This window comes from Longimycelium tulufanense (assembly GCF_014645795.1).
Lineage (GTDB): Bacteria > Actinomycetota > Actinomycetes > Mycobacteriales > Pseudonocardiaceae > Longimycelium > Longimycelium tulufanense.
Window position 1 is genome coordinate 131327 of sequence record NZ_BMMK01000011.1, and the last position, 24600, is coordinate 155926.

General features: G+C 60.9%; 24 protein-coding genes. 5 read left to right on the top strand and 19 right to left on the bottom strand.

Annotated elements, in window-relative coordinates; all coding sequences use genetic code 11:
- Positions 1-75: 75 nt before the first annotated feature.
- Positions 76-987: a TIGR04222 domain-containing membrane protein gene (locus tag IEY55_RS13700; protein ID WP_189057719.1), complete on the bottom strand. Its 912-nt coding sequence runs from the start codon at positions 985-987 to the stop codon at positions 76-78.
- Positions 988-1022: 35 nt separating this feature from the next.
- Complete coding sequence (locus IEY55_RS13705; protein WP_189057721.1) at positions 1023-1922, bottom strand: TIGR04222 domain-containing membrane protein; 900 nt, start codon at positions 1920-1922, stop codon at positions 1023-1025.
- A 335-nt stretch (positions 1923-2257) separates the two neighbouring features.
- On the opposite strand from IEY55_RS13705, the gene IEY55_RS13710 reads away from it, so the two are divergent.
- From IEY55_RS13710 to IEY55_RS13720, 3 genes are all read left to right on the top strand, one after another.
- Entirely contained in the window at positions 2258-3277 is a 1020-nt protein-coding gene (locus tag IEY55_RS13710; protein WP_189057723.1) for a tyrosine-type recombinase/integrase, read from the top strand.
- Between the two features lie 71 nt (positions 3278-3348).
- On the top strand, positions 3349-3759 hold the full coding sequence (locus IEY55_RS13715; RefSeq protein WP_189057725.1) for a hypothetical protein: 411 nt from the start codon (positions 3349-3351) through the stop codon (positions 3757-3759).
- A gap of 64 nt (positions 3760-3823) precedes the next feature.
- Entirely contained in the window at positions 3824-4153 is a 330-nt protein-coding gene (locus tag IEY55_RS13720; RefSeq protein WP_189057727.1) for a hypothetical protein, read from the top strand.
- 1632 nt (positions 4154-5785) lie between these two features.
- On the opposite strand, the gene IEY55_RS13725 is transcribed toward IEY55_RS13720, so the two are convergent.
- Positions 5786-5968: a DUF397 domain-containing protein gene (locus tag IEY55_RS13725; protein ID WP_189057729.1), complete on the bottom strand. Its 183-nt coding sequence runs from the start codon at positions 5966-5968 to the stop codon at positions 5786-5788.
- A complete protein-coding gene (locus IEY55_RS13730) occupies positions 5968-6816 on the bottom strand; it encodes a helix-turn-helix domain-containing protein (RefSeq protein WP_189057731.1) in 849 nt (282 codons plus the stop codon). The genes IEY55_RS13725 and IEY55_RS13730 overlap by 1 nt, the downstream gene beginning before the upstream one ends.
- A 145-nt stretch (positions 6817-6961) precedes the next feature.
- Between IEY55_RS13730 and IEY55_RS13735 the strand changes: the two genes are divergently transcribed.
- Complete coding sequence (locus IEY55_RS13735; protein ID WP_189057733.1) at positions 6962-7324, top strand: hypothetical protein; 363 nt, start codon at positions 6962-6964, stop codon at positions 7322-7324.
- Positions 7321-7503, top strand: coding sequence for a hypothetical protein (locus tag IEY55_RS13740; protein ID WP_189057735.1), 183 nt, complete (start codon positions 7321-7323; stop codon positions 7501-7503). The genes IEY55_RS13735 and IEY55_RS13740 overlap by 4 nt, the downstream gene beginning before the upstream one ends.
- A gap of 688 nt (positions 7504-8191) precedes the next feature.
- Here the strand turns inward: IEY55_RS13740 and IEY55_RS13745 are convergent.
- The 15 genes from IEY55_RS13745 to IEY55_RS13815 form a co-directional block, all read right to left on the bottom strand.
- Positions 8192-8509 (bottom strand): thermonuclease family protein, encoded by a 318-nt coding sequence (locus tag IEY55_RS13745; RefSeq protein WP_189057736.1) that lies wholly within the window; start codon positions 8507-8509, stop codon positions 8192-8194.
- Position 8510: 1 nt separating this feature from the next.
- Positions 8511-9356, bottom strand: a complete 846-nt coding sequence (locus IEY55_RS13750) for an N-acetylmuramoyl-L-alanine amidase (RefSeq protein WP_308424758.1) — start codon at positions 9354-9356, stop codon at positions 8511-8513.
- On the bottom strand, positions 9274-10560 hold the full coding sequence (locus IEY55_RS13755; RefSeq protein ID WP_189057741.1) for a DUF1906 domain-containing protein: 1287 nt from the start codon (positions 10558-10560) through the stop codon (positions 9274-9276). Before IEY55_RS13755 ends, IEY55_RS13750 begins: the two co-directional genes overlap by 83 nt.
- A gap of 229 nt (positions 10561-10789) precedes the next feature.
- Positions 10790-11644, bottom strand: a complete 855-nt coding sequence (locus tag IEY55_RS13760; RefSeq protein ID WP_189057743.1) for a hypothetical protein — start codon at positions 11642-11644, stop codon at positions 10790-10792.
- Positions 11644-12765 carry a DUF5047 domain-containing protein gene (locus tag IEY55_RS13765; RefSeq protein WP_189057745.1) on the bottom strand — a complete coding sequence of 374 codons (1122 nt, stop codon included), beginning with the start codon at positions 12763-12765 and terminating at the stop codon, positions 11644-11646. Before IEY55_RS13765 ends, IEY55_RS13760 begins: the two co-directional genes overlap by 1 nt.
- Entirely contained in the window at positions 12765-16745 is a 3981-nt protein-coding gene (locus tag IEY55_RS13770) for a hypothetical protein (protein ID WP_189057747.1), read from the bottom strand. Before IEY55_RS13770 ends, IEY55_RS13765 begins: the two co-directional genes overlap by 1 nt.
- A gap of 1 nt (position 16746) precedes the next feature.
- On the bottom strand, positions 16747-18123 hold the full coding sequence (locus IEY55_RS13775; RefSeq protein ID WP_189057749.1) for a lytic transglycosylase domain-containing protein: 1377 nt from the start codon (positions 18121-18123) through the stop codon (positions 16747-16749).
- A 126-nt stretch (positions 18124-18249) separates the two neighbouring features.
- Positions 18250-19926, bottom strand: coding sequence for a phage tail tape measure protein (locus tag IEY55_RS13780; protein ID WP_189057751.1), 1677 nt, complete (start codon positions 19924-19926; stop codon positions 18250-18252).
- 400 nt (positions 19927-20326) lie between these two features.
- Positions 20327-20731 carry a hypothetical protein gene (locus IEY55_RS13785; protein WP_189057753.1) on the bottom strand — a complete coding sequence of 135 codons (405 nt, stop codon included), beginning with the start codon at positions 20729-20731 and terminating at the stop codon, positions 20327-20329.
- 94 nt (positions 20732-20825) lie between these two features.
- The gene (locus tag IEY55_RS13790; RefSeq protein WP_189057755.1) at positions 20826-21323 is read right to left on the bottom strand and encodes a hypothetical protein; all 498 of its coding nucleotides are present in this window, start codon (positions 21321-21323) and stop codon (positions 20826-20828) included.
- A 2-nt stretch (positions 21324-21325) separates the two neighbouring features.
- Positions 21326-21742: a hypothetical protein gene (locus IEY55_RS13795; protein WP_189057757.1), complete on the bottom strand. Its 417-nt coding sequence runs from the start codon at positions 21740-21742 to the stop codon at positions 21326-21328.
- 620 nt (positions 21743-22362) lie between these two features.
- Positions 22363-22800: a hypothetical protein gene (locus tag IEY55_RS13800; RefSeq protein ID WP_189057759.1), complete on the bottom strand. Its 438-nt coding sequence runs from the start codon at positions 22798-22800 to the stop codon at positions 22363-22365.
- Entirely contained in the window at positions 22800-23411 is a 612-nt protein-coding gene (locus IEY55_RS13805) for a hypothetical protein (protein ID WP_189057761.1), read from the bottom strand. The genes IEY55_RS13800 and IEY55_RS13805 overlap by 1 nt, the downstream gene beginning before the upstream one ends.
- 2 nt (positions 23412-23413) lie before the next feature.
- Complete coding sequence (locus IEY55_RS13810; RefSeq protein WP_189057763.1) at positions 23414-23824, bottom strand: hypothetical protein; 411 nt, start codon at positions 23822-23824, stop codon at positions 23414-23416.
- A gap of 293 nt (positions 23825-24117) precedes the next feature.
- Positions 24118-24507 (bottom strand): hypothetical protein, encoded by a 390-nt coding sequence (locus IEY55_RS13815; RefSeq protein WP_189057765.1) that lies wholly within the window; start codon positions 24505-24507, stop codon positions 24118-24120.
- Positions 24508-24600: the final 93 nt, after the last annotated feature.

Sequence of the window (24600 nt, forward strand, 5' to 3'; positions counted from 1 at the left end):
TTTCCCCCATGGTTGTTTCCGGTGGGGCCACGCGCGCCGGGGAGACACCCGCTCCCCGGCGCGCAACCCCCGGGGTCAGCCTCCGCAACCTCCTCCACCGCAACCGCCGCTGTCGCCCCCACCTCCACCGCTGTCACCGGTGAAGAGGCTGAAACCGCCATCTCCGTCACCGGAGGAAGTTCCCCCGCTGCCGCCCGACGAACCGGTGTTGCTGAGTAACGCCGACAGCTCGGGGCTGTCCGGCATAGCGGCAATTCCAGCCAGCGCAACGGCGGTCAGGACCGCCGTACTGGCACCGTCCCCGGACCGGTTTTCGGCCACAGCCGGCTTGATCTCCTTCACTGTCGGACGCACACGCGCCAGCAACGCGTCACCGCGGGTGGTCCGCAACGGCGTCCCATGTGCCAGCCCGAGAAACACCAGCAACACGGTCAGTGCAAGCAGAACCGTCAACCAGCCCACCGGTCGTTCCGAGGCGAGCCCGTTGATCCACCGGAACAGTCCGACGATTCCCAACGCGAGCATGGGCAGCACCGCTTGCAGTTTCACCGGCCATACCCGGCGCGGATCAACCAGCAGGTCCAAGGAGACCAATCGCTCGAGCGGCAGACGTACCGCCTCCAGCCGAACACCCCTCGCGCGCACCGCGGCGAGCTGGCGACCCGATCCATCGGACAGCAAACCCAACACCGCGGCATCGAGCGGGTGGGACGCCGTCGCACCGGTCACCGCCCGCAGCCTTCCCGCCCGGCAAACCCGCACCGCCCCCGTGTCGATCAACCGGCTCACCGCCACATCGATGACCCGGGCCGGTCCGCCGGCCAGGTAAGCCAGCTCCTCCGCGGACAGCTGGGTGCGGGCGACATCGCTGGCGTCGCTTCGGCGCAACCGGCCGCGGACCCGGATCATCCACAACGACGCGAGCAGGACACCCACGCCGTACAGGCCGAGAAACTCCGGGCCGGAAAACCCCCACGGCTCGTTCATCGCTACCCCCACTCCACGAGCCCCTGCCAGACGTCCTAACTCCCGCAGCCCGGGTTCCCGGCAGCGGAGGCACCCGTCCCGCCCGGACGACGCCACCCCAGGAACCTGTTGGGCAGGCGGGGAAAAGCGGTCGCAACCCGGTTCCTGGGACGCGCCACGTCCGCGAGTGCCGTCGCGACCGTCCGGTCGGGATGAGCGACCAGACCGTCGACCGCGACCAGTCCGGTCACGCCGGACAGGCACAGGAGAACGGGATCCATGGCCGGACCGGCCACCACCGCGAGCCGTCCATCCCGCTGCAACATCCGGGCACGGTCGACGATCCGTTCCCCGGCCAGGGTCAGCCGGCGGCTCCTGCCGCGGTGGAGCCCGGCCGCGGCGGTGACCGTCACCCCCAGTAGGACGGTCGCCACGCCGGAAGGACGCCCGTTGAGCATCGCCGCGCACCACCGGAGCAGGCCGAGGCCGCTCAACGCGAACAAGGGGAGCGCGGAGATGGCGCGCACCCGTCCCACCGCTGCCGGGTCGACCACCAGACCCCACGCCACGAGACGCTCGCCGATCGCCCTGACGGACGGGTCCCGGGCGAGGTCGTCACGTAACGAGCGCGCCGGCCGGCCGGGCGGCGGCACACCGTGCAGCACCTTCCAGTCGAGATCACCGCTGCCGGGCACGCCCGTCGCACGCAGCCAGCCCCCGGGACCCAGGCGCACCGTGCCGATCTCGAACTGACGGGTGAGCAGGGTGTCGGCGACGCGCCGTGGACCACCGCTGAGGTGGGCCAGCTCGAGCACGTCCAACGGGCGGGGGTTCCCGCCGGCCGACGGCCGGCGCAACGTCGCGTGGACCAGGTTGGCCCACAGCATGGCCACCACGAGTCCCGCGCCGTACAGGGCGAGGAACTTCGGGTCGGAAACGCCCCAAGGCTCGTCCATGTCCGCCCCCTTCCCCCGACGGAGAGATCATCGTGTGTCCGGGATCACGGGGCGGCCAAGAGGACTTGACCAAGGTTTAGGGTTCTTGGGAAAGACTTAGGGTCGCCGATCGGTCACCTGGAGTACGGGCGGCGTTGCTCCGGCCGAGGGCACGGGCCACCGGTGCCCGTTGACTGGCGGGTTTGTTCGTTGGCGCAGCGGATGCGTCCGTTCCTACCCCTCCGAGTCCTCCACCGGCTCGAGCCGCAGCGAGATCGAGTTGATGCATCTCTGCTGCTCCGACTGGGTGGCTCGGACGCTGTCTCTGCGACGGAGCGTAGTACGGGTGGCCGTCCATGCGTAGCATCGTTCACCCGAACGTGTCAACCGTCACCCGAACGGTTGACAGTGGCGTGCGTCACGCACACCCTGGGCGCAACCCCAGCCGCAAGGTAGTTGAAAAGCAAACTACTATGGACGATCTGCCAGGAGGGTCGTACCGAACAGAAAAGATCAGCTACCTCGAAGAACACCTACGCTGGTGCCGCAAAATAGGACGCAGCGACGACACACTGTTTCGTCGTCGGCAAGTGCTAACCTGGTTGGCTGAATTTCTCGGTCACGACCCCATTACCGCCACGCGGGACGAACTGGAGAGGTGGCAGGACAGCCTCCCCTCCCTGGCCAACGTGCGCTGGAAAACGGCACTCATTCGTCCGTACTACCAGTGGCTCCACCAACGCGGATACCGACCCGACAACCCATCGGCGCTCATCCCACTGCCACCGAACGCCAGACGGCTACCCCGACCGATCGATGAGGAAAAGCTCGCCCGAGCCATCGAGAACGCCCCGCGGCGCCTCCTTCCATGGCTCCTGCTTGCCGGGTGGTCGGGCATGCGGGCATCAGACATTGCCCAATTGCGCCGGGACTCATTCACGTGTGACCACAAAGGAAATGTGTGGGCTCGCGTGATCGGCAAGGGTAACGTCGAGCGCACGATCCCCATTCCCGGGTGGGTATGGTCGATCATCAATCCGATGATGTCGCCGTCAGGACCATGCTGGCGGCGCGAGCGTGGATTTGGTCCCGTCACCGCACAACATGTGTCCCAATACTCCAACCAGTATCTTCACAAGCTGGGTTTCACGGAGACCCTGCATACCTTGCGCCACCGTGCGGGCACCGTGGCCATGAAGAACACCAAAGACCTACTGATCGTCAAGAACCTCTTGGGCCATGTAGATATCCAGAGCACGACACTCTACACGCTGGTGGCGAATGATGATGTCGCTGCCGCGGCAGAAAACCTTCCTCGGCCCCGCTCCTACAGTGACGGACCACATCTGCATGTGGTCGGCGAGGACACACACTAAGGAGGTGATCCAACGCCGACGCCAGACGTCTGATCGACACAAGTATTGACACAAGGCAAGGAGAAGAACTGATGAGAAAGACCTTTTTCGCTGTCGCCGCTACGGTGGCGCTTCTGTTCGGGTTCGCCGGCACCGCCACCGCGTGGAGCCCGGACCAGGCTGCCGTGAACCGCTACGGCACCACGGTGTACGTGTCGGGCACGGCTGGCGCCGACACCATCAGCGTGCACGTCACCGAGGAGGATCGCGTGCGCGTCGAGGCCAGTGAGGGACTGCTCGTGGGCTACGGCGGGTGTCAGCGCTTGTCCGCCATCGCCGCGGACTGTGGTCCCGCCGAGGGGGTTACGACCCGAATCGGGCTGGGCGACGGTGACGATACTCTGGACGTCGAGAACGGGTTGAAGGACACGGTTGACGCTGGCGCTGGCGTCGACAGCGTGAAGCGCGACCAGGGCGACACCGTGGTGAACGCGGAGACATGAGGTGAGCCGCTGCTCCCCGGAGACAAAGGGGCCTCCGGGGAGCAGCCAGCCGGAAGGGACTTCGATGGATACCCGCACTGTTCCCGACTCCCGAACCTCCGAAGCTGATTTCCGTACGGCAATGCCTAAAGTGGTAGATCATTTTCATATCCTCCACGTGGACGGATACCAGCCGGGAGGGCCAGACAGTCACCCAACCGCTATCGCGGTGACTCGACACCTGGACGACGATTTCAGCACCCATATGTTGATATGGGTGGATGAAGATGATTGGTGCCTGGATTTTGATACCGGAAACTACGGCTTCCTTACATTCCAAGATGCCCGCAAAGACGTTGAGTTCCGTGCGGAACAGCGCATCCTATTGTCGAAGGAGAGCACCCCGGCCGGGTGACACAGTTGATCCATCGGCGAGGACCCACTAGCGTCACCGCCAGCCCCGCTCCGGCGGGGGTGTACCAGGGTTAGGGCTTAGTCTGGTAGAGCACAAGCACGTGCCCCGCTTCGGCGGGGATGAACCAGGGTTAGGGCTCACTCTGGTAGGTCAATGCACAAGAAGCCCCGGGTTCAGGCCCGGGGCTTCTTGTTGTCTCTACTGCGCCGTCTGCCCAGTTCCGGGGCACTGACCCGGCTCGGCGTTCACAGTTTGTCCGCACGTCGGGCAGCTTCCCCACGAGGCCATCGTGATACCTCCTTGGCGTTGGCCTCTCTTCGCCTACCCTTCGGAAGGTTGGAGCCTGGTAGCTCCTCTGGACGCGGTAGGTGGGTACCTGCCGTACTCGGGAGTCTGGAAGTATGGGTCAGGTGACAGTGACTGAGCTGGATGACCTCATGGTGAAGCTCCTTGTGGAGTCCGGTCACCGTGAGATCGATACAATTGAGATAGTGCCAACGTCAGACAGGCCCGATAATCACACGAGGTTGGTAGTTCAGTTCGCCAACGGATCAAACGTGACGATAATGGTACGCCAGGTTGTTGACAACAGGGGACGGACCATCCCGGGAGATATGCTGTGAGGGTAGATCGTTTTAAAGAGTTGCTAATTGCGCTGCTGACCCAGTCCGGGCATCCGGGTATCAGGTCCATTGACTCATACGAAGTGCCCAGCGTTGTCAATCCTGTCGTGCGATGCTCAGACGGATCGGAAATCTATCTGGACATAGTTCGGTGTTCTCCTCCAAGTGGCGAAGACTTTTCACAACCGGAGAAGATCGTCGAACGACCAGAAGGAGTGGATATCAAAGTCGTACGACGGGCTGACAGCTAGATGCCGAGAACGGCGGAGAGTTGTGGCTCTCCGCCGTTCTGTTCTGCGGGTACACCAACTCAGACGTCTAGGCGCGTAACCTACGCCATCACTAGAGAGAACGGACCACCCTGGCCCGAGTCAGGTTTTTCACCGCTGCCGAGACAGAAATTGCACGTGTTCCCGCTTCGGGACTGACCACTGCCGTTACATACCGGGCACGCCTCTGACGGAGGACGAGGAACCGGTAACGCACTGTCCATGGCATCATCCCCTTCCGCGAATCTTTCGCAGCGACGGCTTCGGGTCAACACAGTCACACTCGTTTAGCGTGACAGCCTCACAGCAGAAGTCCAGTTGTTCAGCGGGTAGTCGCACCCCGGAATGCACGGTGTGCCCATGGGATGCTTCCGACAGGTTCACCCGGTACGAGTCCGAGAAGTCCCTGGGGTCTTTGGCGCGTTTCCCGGCCGCTGCCGCGTCCAGGTCTGCGGGCCTGGTAGCTCGCCGGGTGTGGTCATCGATCCAGTCCGCGACCGCGTCGGGGGTCTCTAGCACCGCGTCGGGGGTGCGTGACAGACGCGCCCGCCGATCCTCCATGTGCCGTCCTGAAGGGCGCCTGCCGGTGTAGGCGTGCCAGTGGACCCCCGCTGCCTTCCACGCATCGGATACTGGCCAGTCATCGTGTTGCATGGTCCCCAGTGTGACAGGCGCGCACAGGTGGTTCCAGACGCGCGAACGGCGGAAGACACGCAGTCCTCCGCCGCTCCGCTGTTACTTCAGTTCAGGTCGAGCTTGCCTTGCTTGGTGCTAGCCACGAACGCCGCGAACGCGGCACGGTCGAACCGCAGCATAGGTCCGGAACGGTTCTTACTGTCACGGACGGCCGCACCGGTAGGTAAACCGGCGACTTCAACGCAAGATGCTGTTTGAGTGCTCCGGGCACTCTTACGCCACTGCATTACAGGGACTCCAATCGGCTGATTTGATTCGAGATAAAACCCAGTGACTCGTCTGGGGTCAATGACACGTCCAGCATCACTTTTAGTGCTTCTTCGTACGCTGCGACATCGTGTGCTTGGTGCAGAAACTGCCCCGAAATTCGGTTTTCAAGGTGCACAACAGGATCAGCAGACTCGTATTTGAGCAACATAAACGACCCTTCAAGTGCAGGATGCCACCCTGTCCGCGTTGGCGTTACTCGGAGATCAACAGTCTCCCACTGTGCCGCTTTAAGCAGGAACCTTAGTTGGTCGATCATGACGTTTGTATCACCCATGGTCGACAAAATTGCCGGCTCGCCAATGATAGCCAACAAGCGAGTAGAGCCGCTACGGAGTACTTCCCTACGACCAATCCGTGTTGCGACGCGTGTCTCAATCTCCCGCTTTGGGATTCCCCCAGACGTCATCAAGGCACGGGCATAATCCGCCGTTTGGAGCAAGCCCGGCATGAGGGTATATATCACCTCGATTATCTGTGTCGCCGTCCGCTCCAATTCGATCAGTGCGGAAAGTTGCTGCTGTTGTGTCGGCATTCCGACTGAGAACCAGTGTGGGCCGTCAACATCCTGAGCCAGATCAACAAGCTCTTTCCGCTCGTTTTCCGAAGCTCCGGTAATCCTCCCGAACTGATCAACGCGATCTGACGAAGGCGAACGCTGTCCCGTCTCCCAGTGCCCAACGGCAGTATGGCTGACGTTGCCGAGTGCTTCGGCCATCTGTCGCAGGCTCAGGCCAGCGCGTTGTCGTGCCTCACGTAGGCGAGCCCCGAGTACCCGGGCACGAGGGGTGCCCCTGTCAACGGTCATGACTCGCAGCGTATATGCAGCTCAGCAGCCCAGAGGAAACACCTGATCGGAGGATGGACCTGGTGTCTACTTTACTAGAGTCTGGCAGCGTTGCCACCATCGGAGATCCGTCGCCGGGATCATCGGCCCCAAGGAAGTGATCTTGATGGAACCTCTGCACCCGCATCGGGTGAGCTACTACCGCATCGTGAAGGGCAGCCGTCACCTGGTCGCGACGGAAGACGTCGACGACTACGGCTTCTATCTGGGCTGGGAGCGTGGCGAGCCAGTTACCAGGCCGGCGAAGGACTACGCCTGTGGGCTCCTCGACGAACACCTCGACAGGGGCGTGTTGCTCCCTCGGCTGACGTCCGGCGAACGCTGGTACATCACGGTGCACCGCATCATGCCGGATGGCTCCCGACGGCTGCTGTGTGAGGTCGGGGCGAACGCTGTGGTCGACGACGGGGGCATCGTCTCGGTGTCGCCGAGTGGGCAGCCAGCTACCTCGCGCCGGAGGTCGGCGTGATCCATCTCTTGATGCTGGGGACGGTGCTGGCGTTGACCGGCGTCGTCTGGATCTACCTGTCGTATCACTACGCGTCGGGTTCGCCGTCCGGGCGGCACGCACCCGAGTCCGGACGGGTTCCGGCTCACCGGCTGATTCGTCGGTATGGACGGCGGTACGGACTTCGGGTGGTGGCGTGATTACCACCTGGGTGCTGCTGCTTGTATTCGCTGTTGTGTTGGCCGTTGTTGTAGGCGTGGTGATCGATGATGAATACGAAGACTGAACACGGAGGATCGATGTCTGAGCGTGTGGTGTACATGACGGAGGCACTGGGCGAGGGTTGGACGCTTACCCAGGATGCTATTGATCGGGAGCGGGGGCGTTGGACTGTTTGTCACGACGGGAACATGGTCGGGCTGATCACCCGGACCAGCGCCGACCGCGGGGTGCGAGGCTGGGAGGCTCGTCTGTACCACTGTGCCGGGCCGGTGATCCAACCGGGGTGGTCCCGTGGCAACCGTGGCTGGGTGCGGCTGTGGAGGACTCGCCTAGCTGCCGCTGAGAGCCTGGTTGTGGAGTTTAGGCGCGTCGGGATGGTGTAGGTACCCCAGACACAAGGCGGCCCCCGTAGCAGGTACCTACGGGGGCCGCCTTGTGTTTACCAGGCAGCGCCCGGACACGCCAAAGCAGCCCCCTCCGTCGCATGACGGAGGGGGCTGCTGGGTGCTTACTCGTCTGCGTCCACCACCCAGTGGCCGGTTCGGTGCTGGCAGTCGCATCCACGGCACGCGGCGTGGTACGCATCAATGGAGGCCCGCGTCGCTTCGTCGTCCTCGGCCAAGGCGGCCTCGTTGAGGTCTCCGGCCTGTCGACACGCTATGCAGATCACCATGTCTTCCAGTGGGCATGACCGGCGTCTACCAGTGCGGCGTTGACATGCTGCTCCCCGAGCCACATTTTGACGAGGTAGCGGCCGTACTTGTCGGCCTTCGTCGTCTTCACGCAAACCTCGGTGCCCGGTCGTAGCAGGTTCGCCAGCCACAACTTCGATGCCCGGCCTTCCGGTGTGTGTGCCTCTGGCGCGTCGATGCCCTCAAGGCGACACGACACGTCGTAGATGTGCACGTCCATTCCTAGGTCGATGTCGAGTCGTACCGTGTCGCCGTCGACTACGCGGACCACTGCGGCGCGGTACTCGTACATGTCAGTCCTTCTTGCTCATCCGCTGCACGAGTATGTCAGCCGCTTTCTCGGCCACTGTGTCAAGTTGCTCATCAGTCACAGCCGGAGATGACACCTTGTCGTGCAGTTCGCGCACTGCAACGAGTACTTCCTTAAGGATTTCGTGCACTGTGCGCGAGTGCCACTCGGTGTAGCTTGCGTTCTCCCAAGCTTGAATCTTCTTGTCGGTGTAGTAGTTGCCGTCGTCCGACACCACAGGGATCGGGTAGTTCCACGACATATCGTTGCCTTCCTGGGCACGCTGGTTGATCTCCGGGATAGCTGCGAGAGCGTTACGTCCTGGGCACGCGGTATCAGCGTTGCCGGGGGCCTGCCGATGTCCGCCAGTGATGCGCTGTTGTCTCCACCAGCCTGCCTGATAGCCATGTCGTAGCAGGGCTGCAACGGCGCGTTTCTGGGCTGCGGTGGGGATGTCGGTCTCGTAGTTACCCACCAGGACGATGGCGCGGCCGATGCTGTTGCGGCCAGAGGTGTGTGTGCCCTGGCGGTCAACCGAGTGTCCCTCGAAGACCCGTCCGGACGGTGTCACGACAAACGTGTAGCTGATCCCACTGCCGAAGCGGTCTTCGCCGATCTGCTCGATGTGTTGCACTGCGGAAGCATCCGTCGCGAACGAAGCGTTGATCGACGGGGCCGGGGTCACCGAATGATGCAACCAAATCTCTGATGCCGGTAGTGGCGCCGGCCCGTCTCCGTTGTCGTAGCGGGCACCCCACTGGGCGCGGCTAACGATCTCCACGTAGTTCCGCCTCGATGGCTTCAAGCTCGTCGGCAATCTGTTGGGCGAGAGCATGACTGTTGCGGGCATGCCACTTCTTGTAGGCGGCGTTCTCCCACGCTGCGATGGTGCGGTTGTCGTAGTCTTGGCCGTCCGCGCGCACAACTGGGAACCGGTATGCCCAGTCAGGCCCACTCAAAGCTGAGGACGATGATGCGTCCCACTGACCGAAGTCGAACCCGAAGCTCAGGTTGTAGTCGACTGCGTGCCCTCGGAAGCGGATGGGGTTCACCACGGTGTCGACGTCGGTTTGTGCCATGCTGATCCGCGTGTCCCAACTGCCTGCGGACCAGGATCGTGTTTGCCACGCCTTAGCCACGAACCGCTTGCGTGACGGGTTGTCCCCCAGCAAGTACTCACAGACGCGATACGACCCGTAGACGCCGGTCTTACCAACACCAATGACCGACGCGATGCCGTCGAACGTGGATGCCACCTGCGAACCATGGCCGTCGAAGTCAACCGCGAAGTAGATGAATGGGTCCTGTGGACTGCCTGCCTGGCGGGAGAAGCGCAACGCGTTCTCGGCGGCGGCTCGACCGGCGTTGTAGCCACCCTTGGCCCAGTCCGCGGTCGTCTGGTACACGACAACGATGGATAGGCCAGCCGCCTTCAACGCATCCGCCTCGCGCGCCGTCAACTCCTTACCGGTGGTTCCGGAGTTGGTCACGTAGCGGACGGCGAAGGTATAGCCGGCCTGACGAAGCTCGTGAGGATCGGGGCGCCCCCACGAGTAGTCCACACCGCGCCGACGAAGCTCGGGCGCCACGGCAGCGATGTCAGACACGTTGGCGGCAAGGTGGATGTGGTCGCGGTGGCCGGCGACGGCGTACGGTCCGACGCGCTGCTTGTTCTTGACGTAGTAGCCTCCGCCGTCAGACCGAGTGTGAATCAGTTCCAGGTACTGGTCGGAGTGGTCATAGAGCCGGCGAGCCATCTCGGACATGGAGGCCCAGTCGCTCGGGTATGCGGTAGCGACGTCCACTGCCTTGCCGGCACCGTGGTAGCTGCCCGGTTCGTTGCGGTAGCCGGAGGTGAAGTACCACCGGAATTCAGCGCCCGGTGGCCCGCACAGCTTGGCGATCCAGTCCAAGAGGACGTTCTGGTTGCCTTCCAGGTCTGCGTTGAAGCCACCACCGGCCTGAGCGTTGCGGTAGAACCAGGGAATCAGTCCATGCTTCAGGTCACGGCGTCGAACCTCGGGCGCGCGTGAGTTGCGGGCGAGAAGGGCCATTAGTCGTCGTTGACCTTCGACAGGTCTAGGCCCAACTCTTCAGGCGGTTTCGGTGGTGTGAGTCCTGCGCTGGCCATCAGGTACACCAGGCTCCCGATGTAGTGGAGCGCGGCGACGCGAAACGAGCGAAGCTCTTCGATCTCACGGCGCAACTGACGTTGACGTGTTGCTACGTATCCCGCGACGACCGTTCCCAGCGGTCCGAAAACGGAAAGTAGAAGTTCTGGTGTCATGGGTTTGCCCCCCCGTCGCCCAAGTGAACTACGTTAAAGGCGTGTCCGGCATGCATCGTCGCGGTTCCGCCGTTCACGTCATCTTGACGGCTGACCTCGATAGAGAAGATGGTTGAGCCGTCGACGGCTTGCACGATGCCCGTGAAATTAGCTGGCAACTTCAGATCGTTAACACCGAGATGAACCGTATGCCCGTCCTTGACGACTCCGTCAACCAGCACATTGAAATCAGCATCAGCGCCACTGCCACCCGCACCGGAAATACTCGCCAGGCCGCGCAGGCTAACCGCATAGTAGTGGTTCGCAACAGTGTTTTTCGTAACGGACCACAGTTGCACCGGAGTGGTCCCGAAAGTCGTGCTTGCACCGTCTTTGGCCTGGTGAACCAAACCGCGGCTGATTTCATTGCCGTGCGTGTGATCCATGTCTCCCAGGTTGGTCACTCCCGACGTGTGCCGGTGGTGACCGGTTGTGGCAAACCTGGCAGATCCTGTCGACGTCGCCTTGACGTGATGCTCGGCCTCGATGGTCTCCGGTGCAACGGTCAACTGCTGTGGAGCATGCTTACCCGTCACCAGCAGACTGTTGCCCTGCTTCACGCACGTCACGATGTCGTTCACGCTCGGTACATATGAATAGTCATAGGCCACGCCAGCGATGTTCACCGTGTCGTCGCCGGACAGTTGGATCGTCAAACTCGGCGGCGGTCCGGCGTCAATCGCTACTACCTTGGCTTTGCGTAGAGCGGGGGGCTTCTGCAAGCCTGCGACGATCAGGTTGATCTGTGTAGCCAGGTCACGCAGTACAGCGTCACGCTGCGCTTGTCGACGCTGCTCCTCCTCGCGAGACATTACGCTCGCCTCCGCTTCGACCTGATCTGTAGCGTCTGCGTGTCAGTGCCAAGCAGGGGCACCTTGAATGAGTCAATCGTGAACAGATCGTCTACCTTGGAGCGCTTGCGTTGCACAAGAACCACGTCACCGGCCTCCAGCGCTGGGTTCACCACGGATGTGATGGACAGTTGCGCGACGAATCCCAACAGTTCGTTGAGTCTCTTCTTCGCGGCCACCACAGCGTCAAAGGTGCTTTTGATGTTCGAGTCACGGATGATGAGCGGCACTTCACCGTACGGGCCGTGCCGATAGGTTGGGGAGGTTGGTTCCTCGTCCCACGCCTCCGCCCTCACGGGCGGCTTATCGTCACCCGGAGACTCGCCGATGATGACGACACCGTTGAAGCCGGGTTCGTCGCTCAGCGTCGATGACAACGACGTCAGAGTGCAGCCTGGTCCTTCGATGTAGGTGAACTCCGGGGCAGGATTCGCGTCCACATCGTTCGGTGGTGCGATGACCACGCGACCGACGGTACTGAAGTAGATTTCTGCGCCCATGGAGTCGGCCAGCTCAGTGACGGCCTCCCACGCGTCATCCCCAGCGTCGTACACGATCGTCTGTGTCGTCACCATCGGCGACGGGACGATGTCGTACTCCAGGTTGGGGTAGGTGCGCGCGAGAATGCGCTGGATGACAGCAATGATCGGCGTACCAGGGGCGATCGTGTAAGGTCGGATGAACTTGTCGCGAATCACCCTCCGCGACGGGTCAAACGCCTCGACCTTGATTTCTTGCTCGCCGCTGGACGATTCGGACGGATCAACCTTCGCCAGGTGGAACACGCCGAGCGGCGCCAGCTCCGTGGTGCCGTCGCTGTAGCGGACACCCCGGAAGGGGCGCAGTTCAGTGCCGTATGGGGTGAGCAGGCCGCGAGTCTTATCCGGCACCAGCGCCCCGGTGGTATCCACAACCGTGACGTTCAAGGACCGCCTGGGGGAGGCTGTCCGGTCCACGGACACGTCACCGGACTTCACCGTGAGGCGAACCACTTCGCCGTTGATGCCCTTAGCTTCCACGAACGCCAGCGGATGATGTGAGCGGCGTATTTCCGTGTAGAAGCGGTCTGACTGCCTGGGCATTATAGCTCCGGCTCTACCTCAACGAACGTGATGGTGTAGTCCCGAATGGGCATGGTGCGCCTGTCAGCAGTGGGCAGCGTCGTCTTCTTCACGGATCCTTCAACGCGCACCCACCACGCGTCGTCAACGTCGCTTTGCAAGTACAGTGTCCTGTTGCTGAGGATCAGTCTTTCTAGTTTGGCCTTTGCGTCGCGGTCCAAGATCGCGATTACAGCGAAGCGATCGGATCGGAAACCATCGGTTTGGACGATCGGAAACTTGCTGCCCAACACTTGATGTGTTGCTGTCGAGTTGTCTGTTTCGACATCGAACGGGCCGAATCGAACGTTCAACGTCATGTTTTGCGCCGGGTCGTGGATGTCCTTGAGCCACCAGTGCGCGGCCGTGATCCTCACAGGGTCACTGTCCGGCCCAAAGCTCGACTCGAACACGTCACCCTGAAGGCCGTAGGATCGCGCCTTGGCCCGGTACTTCCGTGTCACCAGCGGGGTAACCGTGTGGTCGATAAACGTTGCTTCGCCCGTGATGGGGCTGAACGCAATCAGGTTGGAGTCCTGGCCAGCGAGGCGCTGCCAGTCCCCGTATCCTGTCCCCTCGTCCTCGGCGAATTCAATGCGCGGAACGACCAAGATGGGGTGAGCGTCGTTGGCGGTGCCGGAGCGCCAAGGGAAGTCGTCAAAGCTGTCTGGTTCGCCGAGCATGACTCCGCAGCGGTCGAACGAGACCGTGTCAGCCACAACTCGATCGGTCGCATACAGGTGCAACTGGAGTCGGGTCGTTCCCTCGGGCATGGTGAATGTGGCGACACTTTTACGCCACGTGGTGTCATTAAAGGACTTGCCTTGCGCAACTTGGGTGTCGATGACGCGGTTGCCGCGGTAGAACCGTATCTTGAGGAACGGTGTGCCACCTGTCGACCCCAGGAACGAGGCGGTAGCGGTGACTCTGCGACTTGTGGCATTCAACGCCGCGGCGGGAACATCATCCAACCGGACGGTGGTGTCGGTGCGAACCTCCGGCTGTCCCTCGAACGCCGACGATTCCGGCCTGATCAGTCCGATCCAGCTCACCGACGACAGCGGGGTGTCGTTGCTGAAGTCCGCGGTGACGGACATATCACCGGTATCTACGGTTCCGTTCGAGTCGAACACACCCAATGACATGAACGGCGAGACTCCGCCGAATGTGTTGTCCACCCGAGACGTCTCGTTGGGCGGGGGTGCTGGCGCTGTGTCCTCGGACGCGATAATCGCGATCCACGACACGGCGGCGAAGTACGACCGAGACAGAGTACCCGTGCGCGAGTAGTCGCCCGTCGGCACAACCCCATCGGAATCGAAGAGGGCGTTGGTGATCCCAAAGCACTCCTCGAAGGGGAATCCCTGGCAGAAGCCGTCGTCGCCTTCAGTGCGCTTCTTCGTCTCGGACGATGACCACGTCGACGGGCTAGTTTGGGTCGCAGCGTAACCACAGATGCGCCACGAGTTGCTGTTAGTGTTGGTGACGGTAGCTGTGGTGATCGTGTCGCCGCTCGGGCTGGTCGAGCCGTTCTCGGCGATGAACTGCAAAGTGGCGTCTTTGGCATTCTTGTAGGCAACCGCCGTCACAACGATGGGTTTGGTTGACGACGAAAGCGTTCCACTCCACTGGCTCGGCTCTGAGACGCCAGCGGTCTTCTTGAGGATGAAGACAGTACAGGGCGAGTCGTTATCGTCCTGGAAGATGCGCCGTTCCTGGGTCCAACCTGTGGGTAGCGTGGTAATCGAAGTGATGTTGTTCCGGCACGCCACCTGGGCGATCATCAAATCGCCTTCCTGGACTCCAGATGGCTTGTTGATGCGAAACGTATCAGTACTACTGGTCCCGACCGTCCACGGCGTAGCGGAACCGCGGAACGAGATCGCAAAGTCCGACGGGGGCTGAGTGTTCGCAGTCATGGTCCCAGCGGACACGTCATCGCGAAAACCGAATCCACAGATGCGCCATGCGTTAGGGTCGGTGTTCGACACGACCTGTGTCGTGTGTTTGTCGCTGCCCGAGAGATCAGCCTTGACCTGGTTGGCGATGAACTGGTCATCGAGGTGCGCCGCTCCGTCGTATGCGACCACGACGGCCTGACGTCGGTTGGCTGCCTCATCGATGAATCCATCCGTCCAGGACGACGGTTCCGACGCCCCGGCGGTACGAGCCAACACCCACAGCGACTGCTCGGTGTCGCTCCCAGAAACAGGCACCGAGTCGATGAGCGTCCAGCCCGCCGGGGGCGTGATACCCGTAGATTTATCCGCCTGAATGAACGCAATCATCAAGTCATCAGTGACCACGCCGGTCGGCTTGTTCAACGTGAAGGACGTGCCGCTCGATGTGGACGAGAAGATCGCCCCGGTTGCTCGGTGGGCAATGGTCGGGCTGATGCCGTTGTAGGTCATCTGGAACGCCTTGGCACCATCCGCGCCCGTGCCGGTAGCAGTCACAACGGCCACCGACGTCGCCGAGTTAGCCGCTTCCCACACGCCTGTGGCTGGCGCAGTCCCCTCAGCAGTGGACAGGAAGTTACTCAGCATGTTCCTACCAGAGTGACCGCCGTCCGACCACGCCACGTTGGTTCCGTAGTGCAACCCGACCCGGTCAACGTGGTGCACCTCGGCGGCGTCCGGCACGGCTACCGTGGCCAACACGCGCGCGTACACGGCACCGTCAGGCACGGTGCCGCTCGCCACGTATGACGTCCAGGAGCTGACAACGTTGGTTTTCGTCTGCGAGATCGCCGTTCCAGTCACGGCGAACGAGGCGTCATAGAACTCGGCTTTCACGGTGACGCTACGAGCTGTCGTGGCCGCGCGCACCTGTGCCCGCACGGTGATCGGAGCTTTCGCCGAGACCTCAACGAAACTCGACGTAGCAGACATGTCAGCGGCAGTGGTGGCCGCGAGTTTCAGCGACGCGGTTCCTGTCTCAAACCCAACGCTGGTGTCCCGGCTGAGAGTGCAGTTCGATGCCGTGTACTCAAGAGGATCGTTCTGATCTTCAAAGTCCGCGGCCTGATACGACAGCAGGTTAGACGAATCACGCACAGTGATGACGGTCGCAGAGTGAAGATTGTCTTCGACGACCGTGATAGTGCCCGCGCCAGCGGAGGAAGCATCTCCTGTGCCTGGGATGCCAGGCTGTACGGCGCGACAGACAAACTGACGCAGAAACCACAGGCTACGCACGAAGAACAGGGACCAGACACGAACGGCGACCCAGTACACGCCTGGTTCTAGGGCTTCAGGTAGCCGGAATCTGGTGATGTCCTTGCTGATGGTTGTTGAGAAGACGTGCTCGGACCACTCGGGGTTGAAGTCAGGCGCGAACCGCACGGCATCGGTGAAGATTTTGATGTCGACGCGGGCCTGGTGGTCGCCGTCAACTTGGATGTAGTCCCAACGAATCTCCGGGGCAGCAGTGATGATCGTGCCGGAGGGTGCGCGTAGCCTCAGCGACGGCCGCACACGATACGAGACACGGGCAAACACGCGGTAGATGCGGAGGGCATCGGCAACGGATTCGTACGAGAAGGCGCGGAACAGGAGCTGATTGATTCGGTGCATGTCCCATGGCTGGCCCTGCGGGTCGCGTTCCAGCGTCAGAGACGGGTCTGCGTCACCGCCGATGGTGCCGCCCGGGTAGATGGTGCGCGACACGAACACAGACGTGTCGTCTCTGCTGGACAGCTCCAGCGTCAACGGTGGTGCTTCACCAGTGATTTTGTTGGCGCGCACATGGATGGACACCGAGGTGATGACCGCACCCTCGGGTAGGGTCTCGTCATCAACCGGAAACGTGACAGCGGCCCGACCCTTCGAGGCCGGAACCTTTGCATATTTGGTGTCGTCGGTGTTGTTCCACGCCTCGTGCAGCCTGGTGACACCAGTGCCCACCAGTGCCCATCCGTCGTTGAGCGCATCGGCAACGGGAGAAAGATCAAAGGTGGGCACGTCAGATCCTCCCACCCGTCTTAGTCTTGATATTCCTGGCCAGCTCGGTGAGGTCATCCATGAGCTTGTCCTCGACCTCGCGCGTCATCGACCCATGGACAGTGATCTGCGGGGCGAAGTTGATGTCGCCGCGTGGTTGGATATCCGCGGCGTTGAGCAACACCTCACGGCCACCGGTACCGTTGATGCCCATGAACAAGCCAGGATCAACCACACCGCCATGGTCAAAAACCTGGACCGGGCCACCATGGCGGTAGCCACCGGGCTTGTCCATGGCAAACTGGATGGACGGATACCGGTTCCGCGCGTAGTTCAATCCGGCATAGATGTTCGAGATCGGGTCAATCGACACCCCATGCATGTGGGGCGGGTTGTCGGGACCCTTGTACGTTTGGTAGGTGGGGCGGATCACCTGCATCAGGCCCACCGACGGGGTTCCTGCCACAGCGTTGGAATCCCACAAGTTCACCGCACGCGGATTACCGCCCGACTCCTGTTGCATCCGGCGCAGCACGTTCGGAACCAAGCTCAACGGCTCGTTCAGCATGCGCAGAACCTGCTCCACCTGGGGGCGCCACTGCGCCACGCCAGCGCCAGGCTGGAACCCCTCAAGGCTGGCCGTAGAAGCAAACTTCAGCTTCTCAACCATCCAGTCGATGGCCGTGTCGCCGCCCGCCTTCAAGGCGTCGCGGAAAGCTCCTCCTGTGGCAGGCAGCAGGCCCAGCGCGGATTTCGCGGCGTTCGCGAACATGTCAATAAGGGCGTTCCAGCCTTTCTGCGCCGCCTTGTCGACGGCAGCGAACGGGCTCGCCCCGGCAACGATGTCGATGACGTCGACTGGGCCACCCTCGGCAAAACGCGACGACGGGAACACTCCGCTACGTACAGCCTCGAAGAACCCCACCCCAAGGTCTCGAACACGCTGCGCCGGGATGACAAACTCGCCGGCCGACAACATGGCAGGAACCATGTCCGCAGTTGGCCCACCGGGGCCGGAAACAAAACCACCCGTTGCGAAGTTGACGCGCTTCTCGGGCAGCCGGAACTCTACGCCAAGCTTCTCGGCGACCGTGTTAAACAGCGGCCTGATGTTCTCGTCATAGACTGTGTTGACGATGAACCGAACCGGCGCCTTCGCTACCTCCTGAATAGCGTTCCAGGCTATCTCGATCGCCTTCTTCGCCAGGTCGAACGCATCGGCTACGAACCCAATTCCCGTTTTGATGGCGTCAAAGACTGGGCTCATGAAATCCCAGGCAGCCTGTGTCGCCGACTTGATGAAGTTCCAGACGGGCTGAACAATGTTGTCCCAGAGCCACTGGAACTTGTCTCCGACAAACTGAAGCCCCTGCTTCAAGATTTCCCAAGTCGCCTGCATCTGACTCCAGGCCACATTGATGGCAGCAACGATGAAGTTCCAGACGGGCTGAACAATGTTGTCCCAGAGCCACTGGAACTTGTCTCCGACGAATTGAAGTCCTTGCTTCAGAAGCTCCCACGTTGCCTACATTTGACTCCAGGCAATACTGATAGCAAGCTTAATCCCATCCCAGGCCGGTTCGACGAAATGCTTCCACAGGAACATGAAAGCATTTCCCAAAGCCTCTAGCATCGGCTTAATCCGTGTCTGCCAGCCAAATTCGAGGCCGGCGACAAGCCCCTTCCAGGCCAACATCAGTGGCGCAATAACCAGCGTGACGACCACTGCCAGCACAATCCGGAACGCCTGATCGATGGCGTGCAGAATGCTCTTGATGATGTTCGCTCCAGCCTGGAGGAACGCAACAAAGGCGTTCCAACCTGTCTGGATGGCGCTTACTGCTGTTCCGGCGGCGGACTTGATTCCCTCCCACACACCGATGAAGAAGTTGCGGAACCCATCAGACTTCTTGAAGAGGATTACGAACGCGGCAACCAGCAGACCGATGCCGACAACGATCGCCGCAATCGTGAGACCAATGGGGTTCGCGATGAAGGCAAGGCCCAGAGCGGTCCAAGCAATCTTAATAGCGTTGACGACGATGGGGATCGCTTTCAGCGCGATCTTCAGCTTGACGACGCCCTCCTGGATGGTTTTCACGATTATTATGCCGCCGAGGACTGCCTTCAAGGCGAGGAAGCCAGCAACAATTCCGGCAAGCACATCAGGCGGGATCGCCGCGACAATCTTCAACAGTGCGGTGGCGATCGCAAGCGACAATGGTGCCAATGTGCCCATCGTCGTCAGTAGATTCTTAATCACTGCGCCCAGGGCGCGGAGGAATTCGAGAACAGCGAGACCTTCGGCTTTCACCGTGTCCATGAATCTCGTGAATCCTCCCTCTTCGGCCCACTGCCTCAGTAGGCCGGTCCCCTGGGCAAGCACCCTCAATATCTCTTGCCCGAACGGCTGAAAATCTCGAAGCAGTCGGCCGAATACGGCACCCAGATCATTCGCAATCTGCAAGAACGACTCTGTGGCGGGTACGGCGTTTGCGGCCAGGAACGACACCCAATCGTCAAGGCGCGTGTCTACCCAACGCTGGAACGCATCCGCGACCCTATTCGCAACGGGCGCCATTGCCTCAACGAGCGGAACAAGCTTCGGGATGCTTGACGCCACCGTGTTCACGAACGACGTCACCGGTGGCAGAACAGATCCGGAGACCGTATCGCTGAACGTGTTCAGTGACGTCTTGGCATTCTCAACGGATGCAGTGAACTCGCGTTGCGCCGCGGTATGCTTGCCTTCCGCCTCGGCAAGCGCGAGCTTCGCCGCGGAGAGCTTGGCAACAGCATTACGGTAACTGTCGGTACCTGGTGTAGCGTTGTTAACCGCCTCCTGATACTTCTCGACCTCGGCTTGCGCCTCACTAACCGCTTCTGCGTTTTCCATTGCCTTCGTGGTCGTCAGAGCAATGGCACCACCGAACACTCCAACACCGGCGGCGGCAGCCGTCGACGCAGCAGCAATACCACCAGCGACAGCAAGCAGACTCTTCGACAGAGGAACCAAGGCAGGAGAGAACGCAATGATGCTCGTGCTCAGAACCTTGAACCTACGAGACAACACTTGGATGCTGCGCGCATGCTCGATAAACGTTTCATCAAGTTGCTTAATGTCACGCCGGGCGCGAACAGCGCCAGTACTGTCCCACTTGGAGAAGATATTGAAGCCGAGACTGGTGACAATGTTCGCCATCAGGTCACCAGCCGTTCAGACACAACGAAAGCGGGTGACGAACCACGTAGAGTCATGGCTCGTCACCCGCTTTCGTTCTTTGCTTCTCGCCGATCCAATGCGGCGTTCAGCGACTCAATGACTTCACTTTTCGTCTTCGCTGGTTCCGCTTCGTGGTTCCGTCGTCGTTCAGCCCACGAGACAGACTCGTGTGGCCTCGGGTAGCGCTTCGGCCTAGGAAGCTGAGCCTTCACCTGGGCACCAACGCAGTAGGCGATCTGTTGCAGAAGCTCGTGGATCTGCGCGAGGACTTCAGCGGTCCACATTTCCGATGGCCCGGCGTATCGCTCGTACGCGATCCACTCCGCCAGCTCATCGCTAGACAGCCGCTCAAGCAGTTCAGCTACGGGGATGCCCAGTTTCAATGCGAGTCTGAACAGGAAGGCTCGCTCTGGGCGTCGTCGAAACCCTGCTCAAGCTCCTTGATGTCCTCCGGCCGCAGCCCGGACAACTTGGCCGCTGCGTAGAACAGGCGGTTGATTGGTGTGGCCGCCTTGCCGCTCAAGTCGAGAAGGTCAGACGCAGACTTGAACATGCAGTTGCCGTCCTCGTCGACGGCCGACAGCGCAACCAGACGAGCCCGAACATTCTCGATCTTCGGAACAGCGACACCGTTCTTCATCTCGTGGCACGACGCTTCGTAGTCGTCACGCTCCTTGGCGGTCAGAGAACGCAGACGAACAGTCCCGCTCCACTCAGGGACATAAACATCAACGGTCTTACGGTCGTTGGCCTTGAGGATCTGTTCCTTCGAGAGCAACGTCATTGCTATCTCACCTTCAGTTGCGGGTACGGGTTTACGGGTGGAAAGGAGGGACGGCCAGGGCTACCCGCGAAACCCTGGCCGCCCCAGTCTTCGATTAGCGTCGACGGAGAATGATCGGTCCGCCGGCTCGGGCAACGGTTTTGGCGGCGTTATCCAAGACCTCTTGCAGCTCCTCGGCCACTTCGTCGCGGCCTTCGGCGATCTCTTCCCTGAACCACGAGCCGCCGGTCTTCTGCTGCACCCACACATTTTTGTCGCCGAACACCGGATGCCGCCACCCCGACTCGGTATCGAGACCACGCGGAATAACTGCCATGTTCTTTTGTGGCATACGCGTAGTGACTCGCACCAAGTTGCGCGTGCTGGTGCGGATACCGACGCCACGAGCAACCTTTTCACGAAGACCGGTAGTTTTGTCACCGTGTGTAGGGATGGCTCGCACGTTTGCCCTAGCCTGTTCCGCCAAGGGCTTCACCGCTTCACGCAACTGACGCCTCAACTGCTTCGGCAGAGACTTGTCAATCTCCTTCATCGCCGCCACTACGGTTTTGAACTCCTTGCCCGGAATGGCAACGATAGTGACTCGACCCACGATTACACCGTTGCTCTGGCAATACCAGACCTCTGGGCCGGGAACGTCACCGACGTCTCCGACAGGTCACCGGGGGAGCCAGAAAGCGCCTGATACTCCAGCAGGATGCACGTAGCACTATACTCCGGGTTACTCGTCGAGATCGCCGCGCTAGTGCCCCGAACCTTCACGGTGAACTCAGTCTTGTTGCTAAACAAGGGCCACAAGGTAGCGTCAACTTCTCCAACAGCGAAGTCCTGTTGAAAATTGAGTGTAAACGAGTCGTCACGCAGGCCAGCAAGACGTTCTCGACCACCACCGGAGAACGAGGTGACATCAACCTCATCATGCGACACGCTGACCTCTACCGAGCTGACGTGGTCGGAGAAGTTGACTCCGTTCACCTCGACGAAGACGTCCGTCAGAATGAACTTACCCATGGTTCCGTCGCTCTCTTTCCTCGCTCACGGCCGGACGGCGGTTCTCCACCGATTTGCGCTTAGGCTTGATGTGCCCGGCCTCAACCAGCGCCTTTTCCTGCTCGTCCGTTAGAGCAAGGACGACCGTTTCGCCCGCCTTCTTGCCGTTAACAAGACGCGGGCCAACAACCAAATACTGTCGCTCCTGTGGCGCGGGTTTCTCCTCGCGAGGAGCAGCGGGAGGAGCAAGACGTACATACTTAGGGTGCATCACCATTACGGGGTCCTCACGTATGCGACCGTGACACCCGCAATGGCATCGAGCGTGATAGTGACAAGCCCGCTAGCGTCTTGGTACGCAGGATGCAACGGAATCATCAGTTCACCGCTGGTAGCAGCCAAAGTGAACGAAGGGTCTGGGTTGGCCTGCTCGTAAGGCGTGTTGCCCGGTGCAGTGATTGTCACCGTGCGAGCAGCCGCGTTTGTGTTCTTGTACCACAAGAAGTGTGAATGCCCGTTGCCGGCGTCATTGACGGTGTCGGAGGTCGAGGCAGCCTCAAAGGTAGGGACAGCCCCGGTTGCATAGTCGAGAGTATTCAAAGTGAGAGCTGCCATCTCCGTACCCTTCTCATCAACCAGCGCTAACCGCTGGTCACCACGTACATCTGAAGCACCGCGCCGACACCTTGAATTCGTCCTAGTGCGGGCTCGCCTCCATACCCGTATGCGCCAGTGATGAACGCCTGGGTGTTGGTAAGTCCTAGACTTTGGTTGTTGAAAATGACCTCACGAACAGATCGCGGACCAGAACCCGTGAGGTAGTCGTCGAGAGTGTCCTGTGCCTCTTCGTCCAACGTGTTCGCGACAAGAAGCCACAGGTCAAGGTGGTATTCGTCGTGCCCCCTGGCCATTGCTTTGTTGAACTCAGCGAACGGACTACCCGGGCTACCGGGGCGAGGCATCACGATCAGCGCAGGCATAAGACCGTCGTCAGGCGAGTGCGCGAACACATGCAGATCAGGCAAGTTGGCGTCAAGGGTGCTTTTGATTGCCTTGCGTATGTCTTTCAGTGATGCCATTAGGCCACCATTACTTTGTCAATCTGGTAGTCCTCGACCATCCGCGCAATCTTCGGGTTCTCGCGAACGCGCACCGTGCCAAACTCGGTCATGCCCGCGACACCGAACGGCGCAAACTTCATCTTGAAGTTCTCCACAGCCAACGCCAGGGTTGCCTCTTTCACGGGTGCCGGCACAGCCGACCACCCCCACCGGGCGGTGACTTGTACGCTCGGACGCCTGGTGTTGAGAAACAGCTCGTCACCGACGAGTCGAATCATCCAGAACGGCCAGCCGGGTAGTCCGGCGTGAATGCCGTCCAACGGTTCGGCCTGGTACTCGGACGCGTCGATTGTGGTCGCGTATGTGCCGTCTTCGGCCGTATCAGACTTCACGACCAAGGTGGACAGCTCGTGAAAGTCGTCAACGAACACCAACCGGCTATGCAGCGGATAGTAGCGTCGCGCTGACGCTGTCACAGCGTCGTTGAACTGCCGTCCACCCAGGTGTTTTTCGATGCTGCGCGACGCAGACTCAAGAGCTAGTTTTAGCTCGTCGTCATGCGCAGGTTTGTCGGTGTTGAGGCGATCCTTCAACTCAGCCAGCGTCGCGTATGTGTCACCCAGTGCCATGACTACCCGGCCGGCATGGTGAACGTACCGGACGTGATCTCCACCGTGACGCCAGTTGAAATCGACGTCGTGTTGAGATTCAACTCAGCGCCAGACGTTGCTACAGCACCGTCAAAAACTGTAGCTCCAGCGCTATCGGCGCAACGAAACCAGCCAGCCGTACCGTCAGTGTCTCCCGTAGTGGTCAGCGGCGTCCCGGCAAGGGTGGCCGAACCACTTGCCGCAGCACCAAACGCCGGATCAGCCAGCGTGAACGTTGCCAGCAATGTAGACGTACCAATACCGTCATTTGCCGAGGCAGGTTGAGTACCGGTGTAAATCTTGATGGTTCCGGCAGCAGCCCCAGCGTCAACGAGGTCCACAATGGCGTCGCAGGCCGCGTTCTGTGCACCAGTAACAATCCTCGTTGACATTACGGCTCCTCGGACTCGGACTTAGCGCGTACGATGTTGCCGTTGTCGTCCCGCGGCAACGGAGGACGACCACGTCGACGCTTCTCGCCAGGATTGGCGGAAGCATCCTCGACACCGCGACGGGGAACGTCGTAGTCGTGATGCACACGCAACGGCTGAAACAGATACTCGCGGCCCTTCAACATAGGATGACCTGCGCGCACCGTCGTCACACCCGCGTGGATAACAACAGACTTCCCCTCGTACTGAAAGGCGCCCGAAACCTTCGCAACCAAAACGTCAGACATAACGCCTCAGCTCAACTCACCAGTCACAGAGAACGTGAACGACGGAGTCGTGCCACCCACAATTGAACGAGTACGCATGAACTCCATAGCGGGAAACACTCCCGTGGTGTCCGCAACCGCACTGAAAGCGGTCACCGACCCAACGGTGCCAACCCGGTAATCAGTCCCGATGCGGCCAACCTCAACCCAGTTGGTTTCATCCGAGGAACCCTCGACGACCACCACAAGAGTCGGCCCCGTACCAGACGCGGCCGTCACATCAACCTTCACGGCGGCAACGGTGTTCTTGCCGGTATGTACTGTGCTGTGTGTGGTGCTTGCCGTTTCGGCACCAGAAGTCTTAAACGTAGCTGGGGCACCACGCTTAAGACGATTCCCTACCCAGTAACGAGACATCTCTACTTCCTTCGAAACAAGAGAGGATGAGGATGTGAGGCAAGCTGACGCCATTGGTCGACCCAGCGAAGTCAGCTCTTTACCGTCGACTCG

What these genes read in the sequence shown, in the direction of transcription:
- IEY55_RS13725 (WP_189057729.1), bottom strand. Translation starts at nt 5,968, where the DNA reads ATGCAGTGGCGTAAGAGTGCCCGGAGCACTCAAACAGCATCTTGCGTT.
- IEY55_RS13700 (WP_189057719.1), bottom strand. Translation starts at nt 987, where the DNA reads ATGAACGAGCCGTGGGGGTTTTCCGGCCCGGAGTTTCTCGGCCTGTAC.
- IEY55_RS13805 (WP_189057761.1), bottom strand. Translation starts at nt 23,411, where the DNA reads ATGGCACTGGGTGACACATACGCGACGCTGGCTGAGTTGAAGGATCGC.
- IEY55_RS13745 (WP_189057736.1), bottom strand. Translation starts at nt 8,509, where the DNA reads ATGTACGAGTACCGCGCCGCAGTGGTCCGCGTAGTCGACGGCGACACG.
- IEY55_RS13750 (WP_308424758.1), bottom strand. Translation starts at nt 9,356, where the DNA reads ATGCCCGCAACAGTCATGCTCTCGCCCAACAGATTGCCGACGAGCTTG.
- IEY55_RS13780 (WP_189057751.1), bottom strand. Translation starts at nt 19,926, where the DNA reads ATGGCGAACATTGTCACCAGTCTCGGCTTCAATATCTTCTCCAAGTGG.
- IEY55_RS13810 (WP_189057763.1), bottom strand. Translation starts at nt 23,824, where the DNA reads ATGTCAACGAGGATTGTTACTGGTGCACAGAACGCGGCCTGCGACGCC.
- IEY55_RS13720 (WP_189057727.1), top strand. Translation starts at nt 3,824, where the DNA reads ATGGATACCCGCACTGTTCCCGACTCCCGAACCTCCGAAGCTGATTTC.
- IEY55_RS13785 (WP_189057753.1), bottom strand. Translation starts at nt 20,731, where the DNA reads ATGACGTTGCTCTCGAAGGAACAGATCCTCAAGGCCAACGACCGTAAG.
- IEY55_RS13760 (WP_189057743.1), bottom strand. Translation starts at nt 11,644, where the DNA reads ATGTCTCGCGAGGAGGAGCAGCGTCGACAAGCGCAGCGTGACGCTGTA.
- IEY55_RS13735 (WP_189057733.1), top strand. Translation starts at nt 6,962, where the DNA reads ATGGAACCTCTGCACCCGCATCGGGTGAGCTACTACCGCATCGTGAAG.
- IEY55_RS13705 (WP_189057721.1), bottom strand. Translation starts at nt 1,922, where the DNA reads ATGGACGAGCCTTGGGGCGTTTCCGACCCGAAGTTCCTCGCCCTGTAC.
- IEY55_RS13795 (WP_189057757.1), bottom strand. Translation starts at nt 21,742, where the DNA reads ATGGGTAAGTTCATTCTGACGGACGTCTTCGTCGAGGTGAACGGAGTC.
- IEY55_RS13815 (WP_189057765.1), bottom strand. Translation starts at nt 24,507, where the DNA reads ATGTCTCGTTACTGGGTAGGGAATCGTCTTAAGCGTGGTGCCCCAGCT.
- IEY55_RS13755 (WP_189057741.1), bottom strand. Translation starts at nt 10,560, where the DNA reads ATGGCCCTTCTCGCCCGCAACTCACGCGCGCCCGAGGTTCGACGCCGT.
- IEY55_RS13775 (WP_189057749.1), bottom strand. Translation starts at nt 18,123, where the DNA reads ATGCAGGCGACTTGGGAAATCTTGAAGCAGGGGCTTCAGTTTGTCGGA.
- IEY55_RS13800 (WP_189057759.1), bottom strand. Translation starts at nt 22,800, where the DNA reads ATGGCATCACTGAAAGACATACGCAAGGCAATCAAAAGCACCCTTGAC.
- IEY55_RS13730 (WP_189057731.1), bottom strand. Translation starts at nt 6,816, where the DNA reads ATGACCGTTGACAGGGGCACCCCTCGTGCCCGGGTACTCGGGGCTCGC.
- IEY55_RS13710 (WP_189057723.1), top strand. Translation starts at nt 2,258, where the DNA reads ATGCGTAGCATCGTTCACCCGAACGTGTCAACCGTCACCCGAACGGTT.
- IEY55_RS13715 (WP_189057725.1), top strand. Translation starts at nt 3,349, where the DNA reads ATGAGAAAGACCTTTTTCGCTGTCGCCGCTACGGTGGCGCTTCTGTTC.
- IEY55_RS13765 (WP_189057745.1), bottom strand. Translation starts at nt 12,765, where the DNA reads ATGCCCAGGCAGTCAGACCGCTTCTACACGGAAATACGCCGCTCACAT.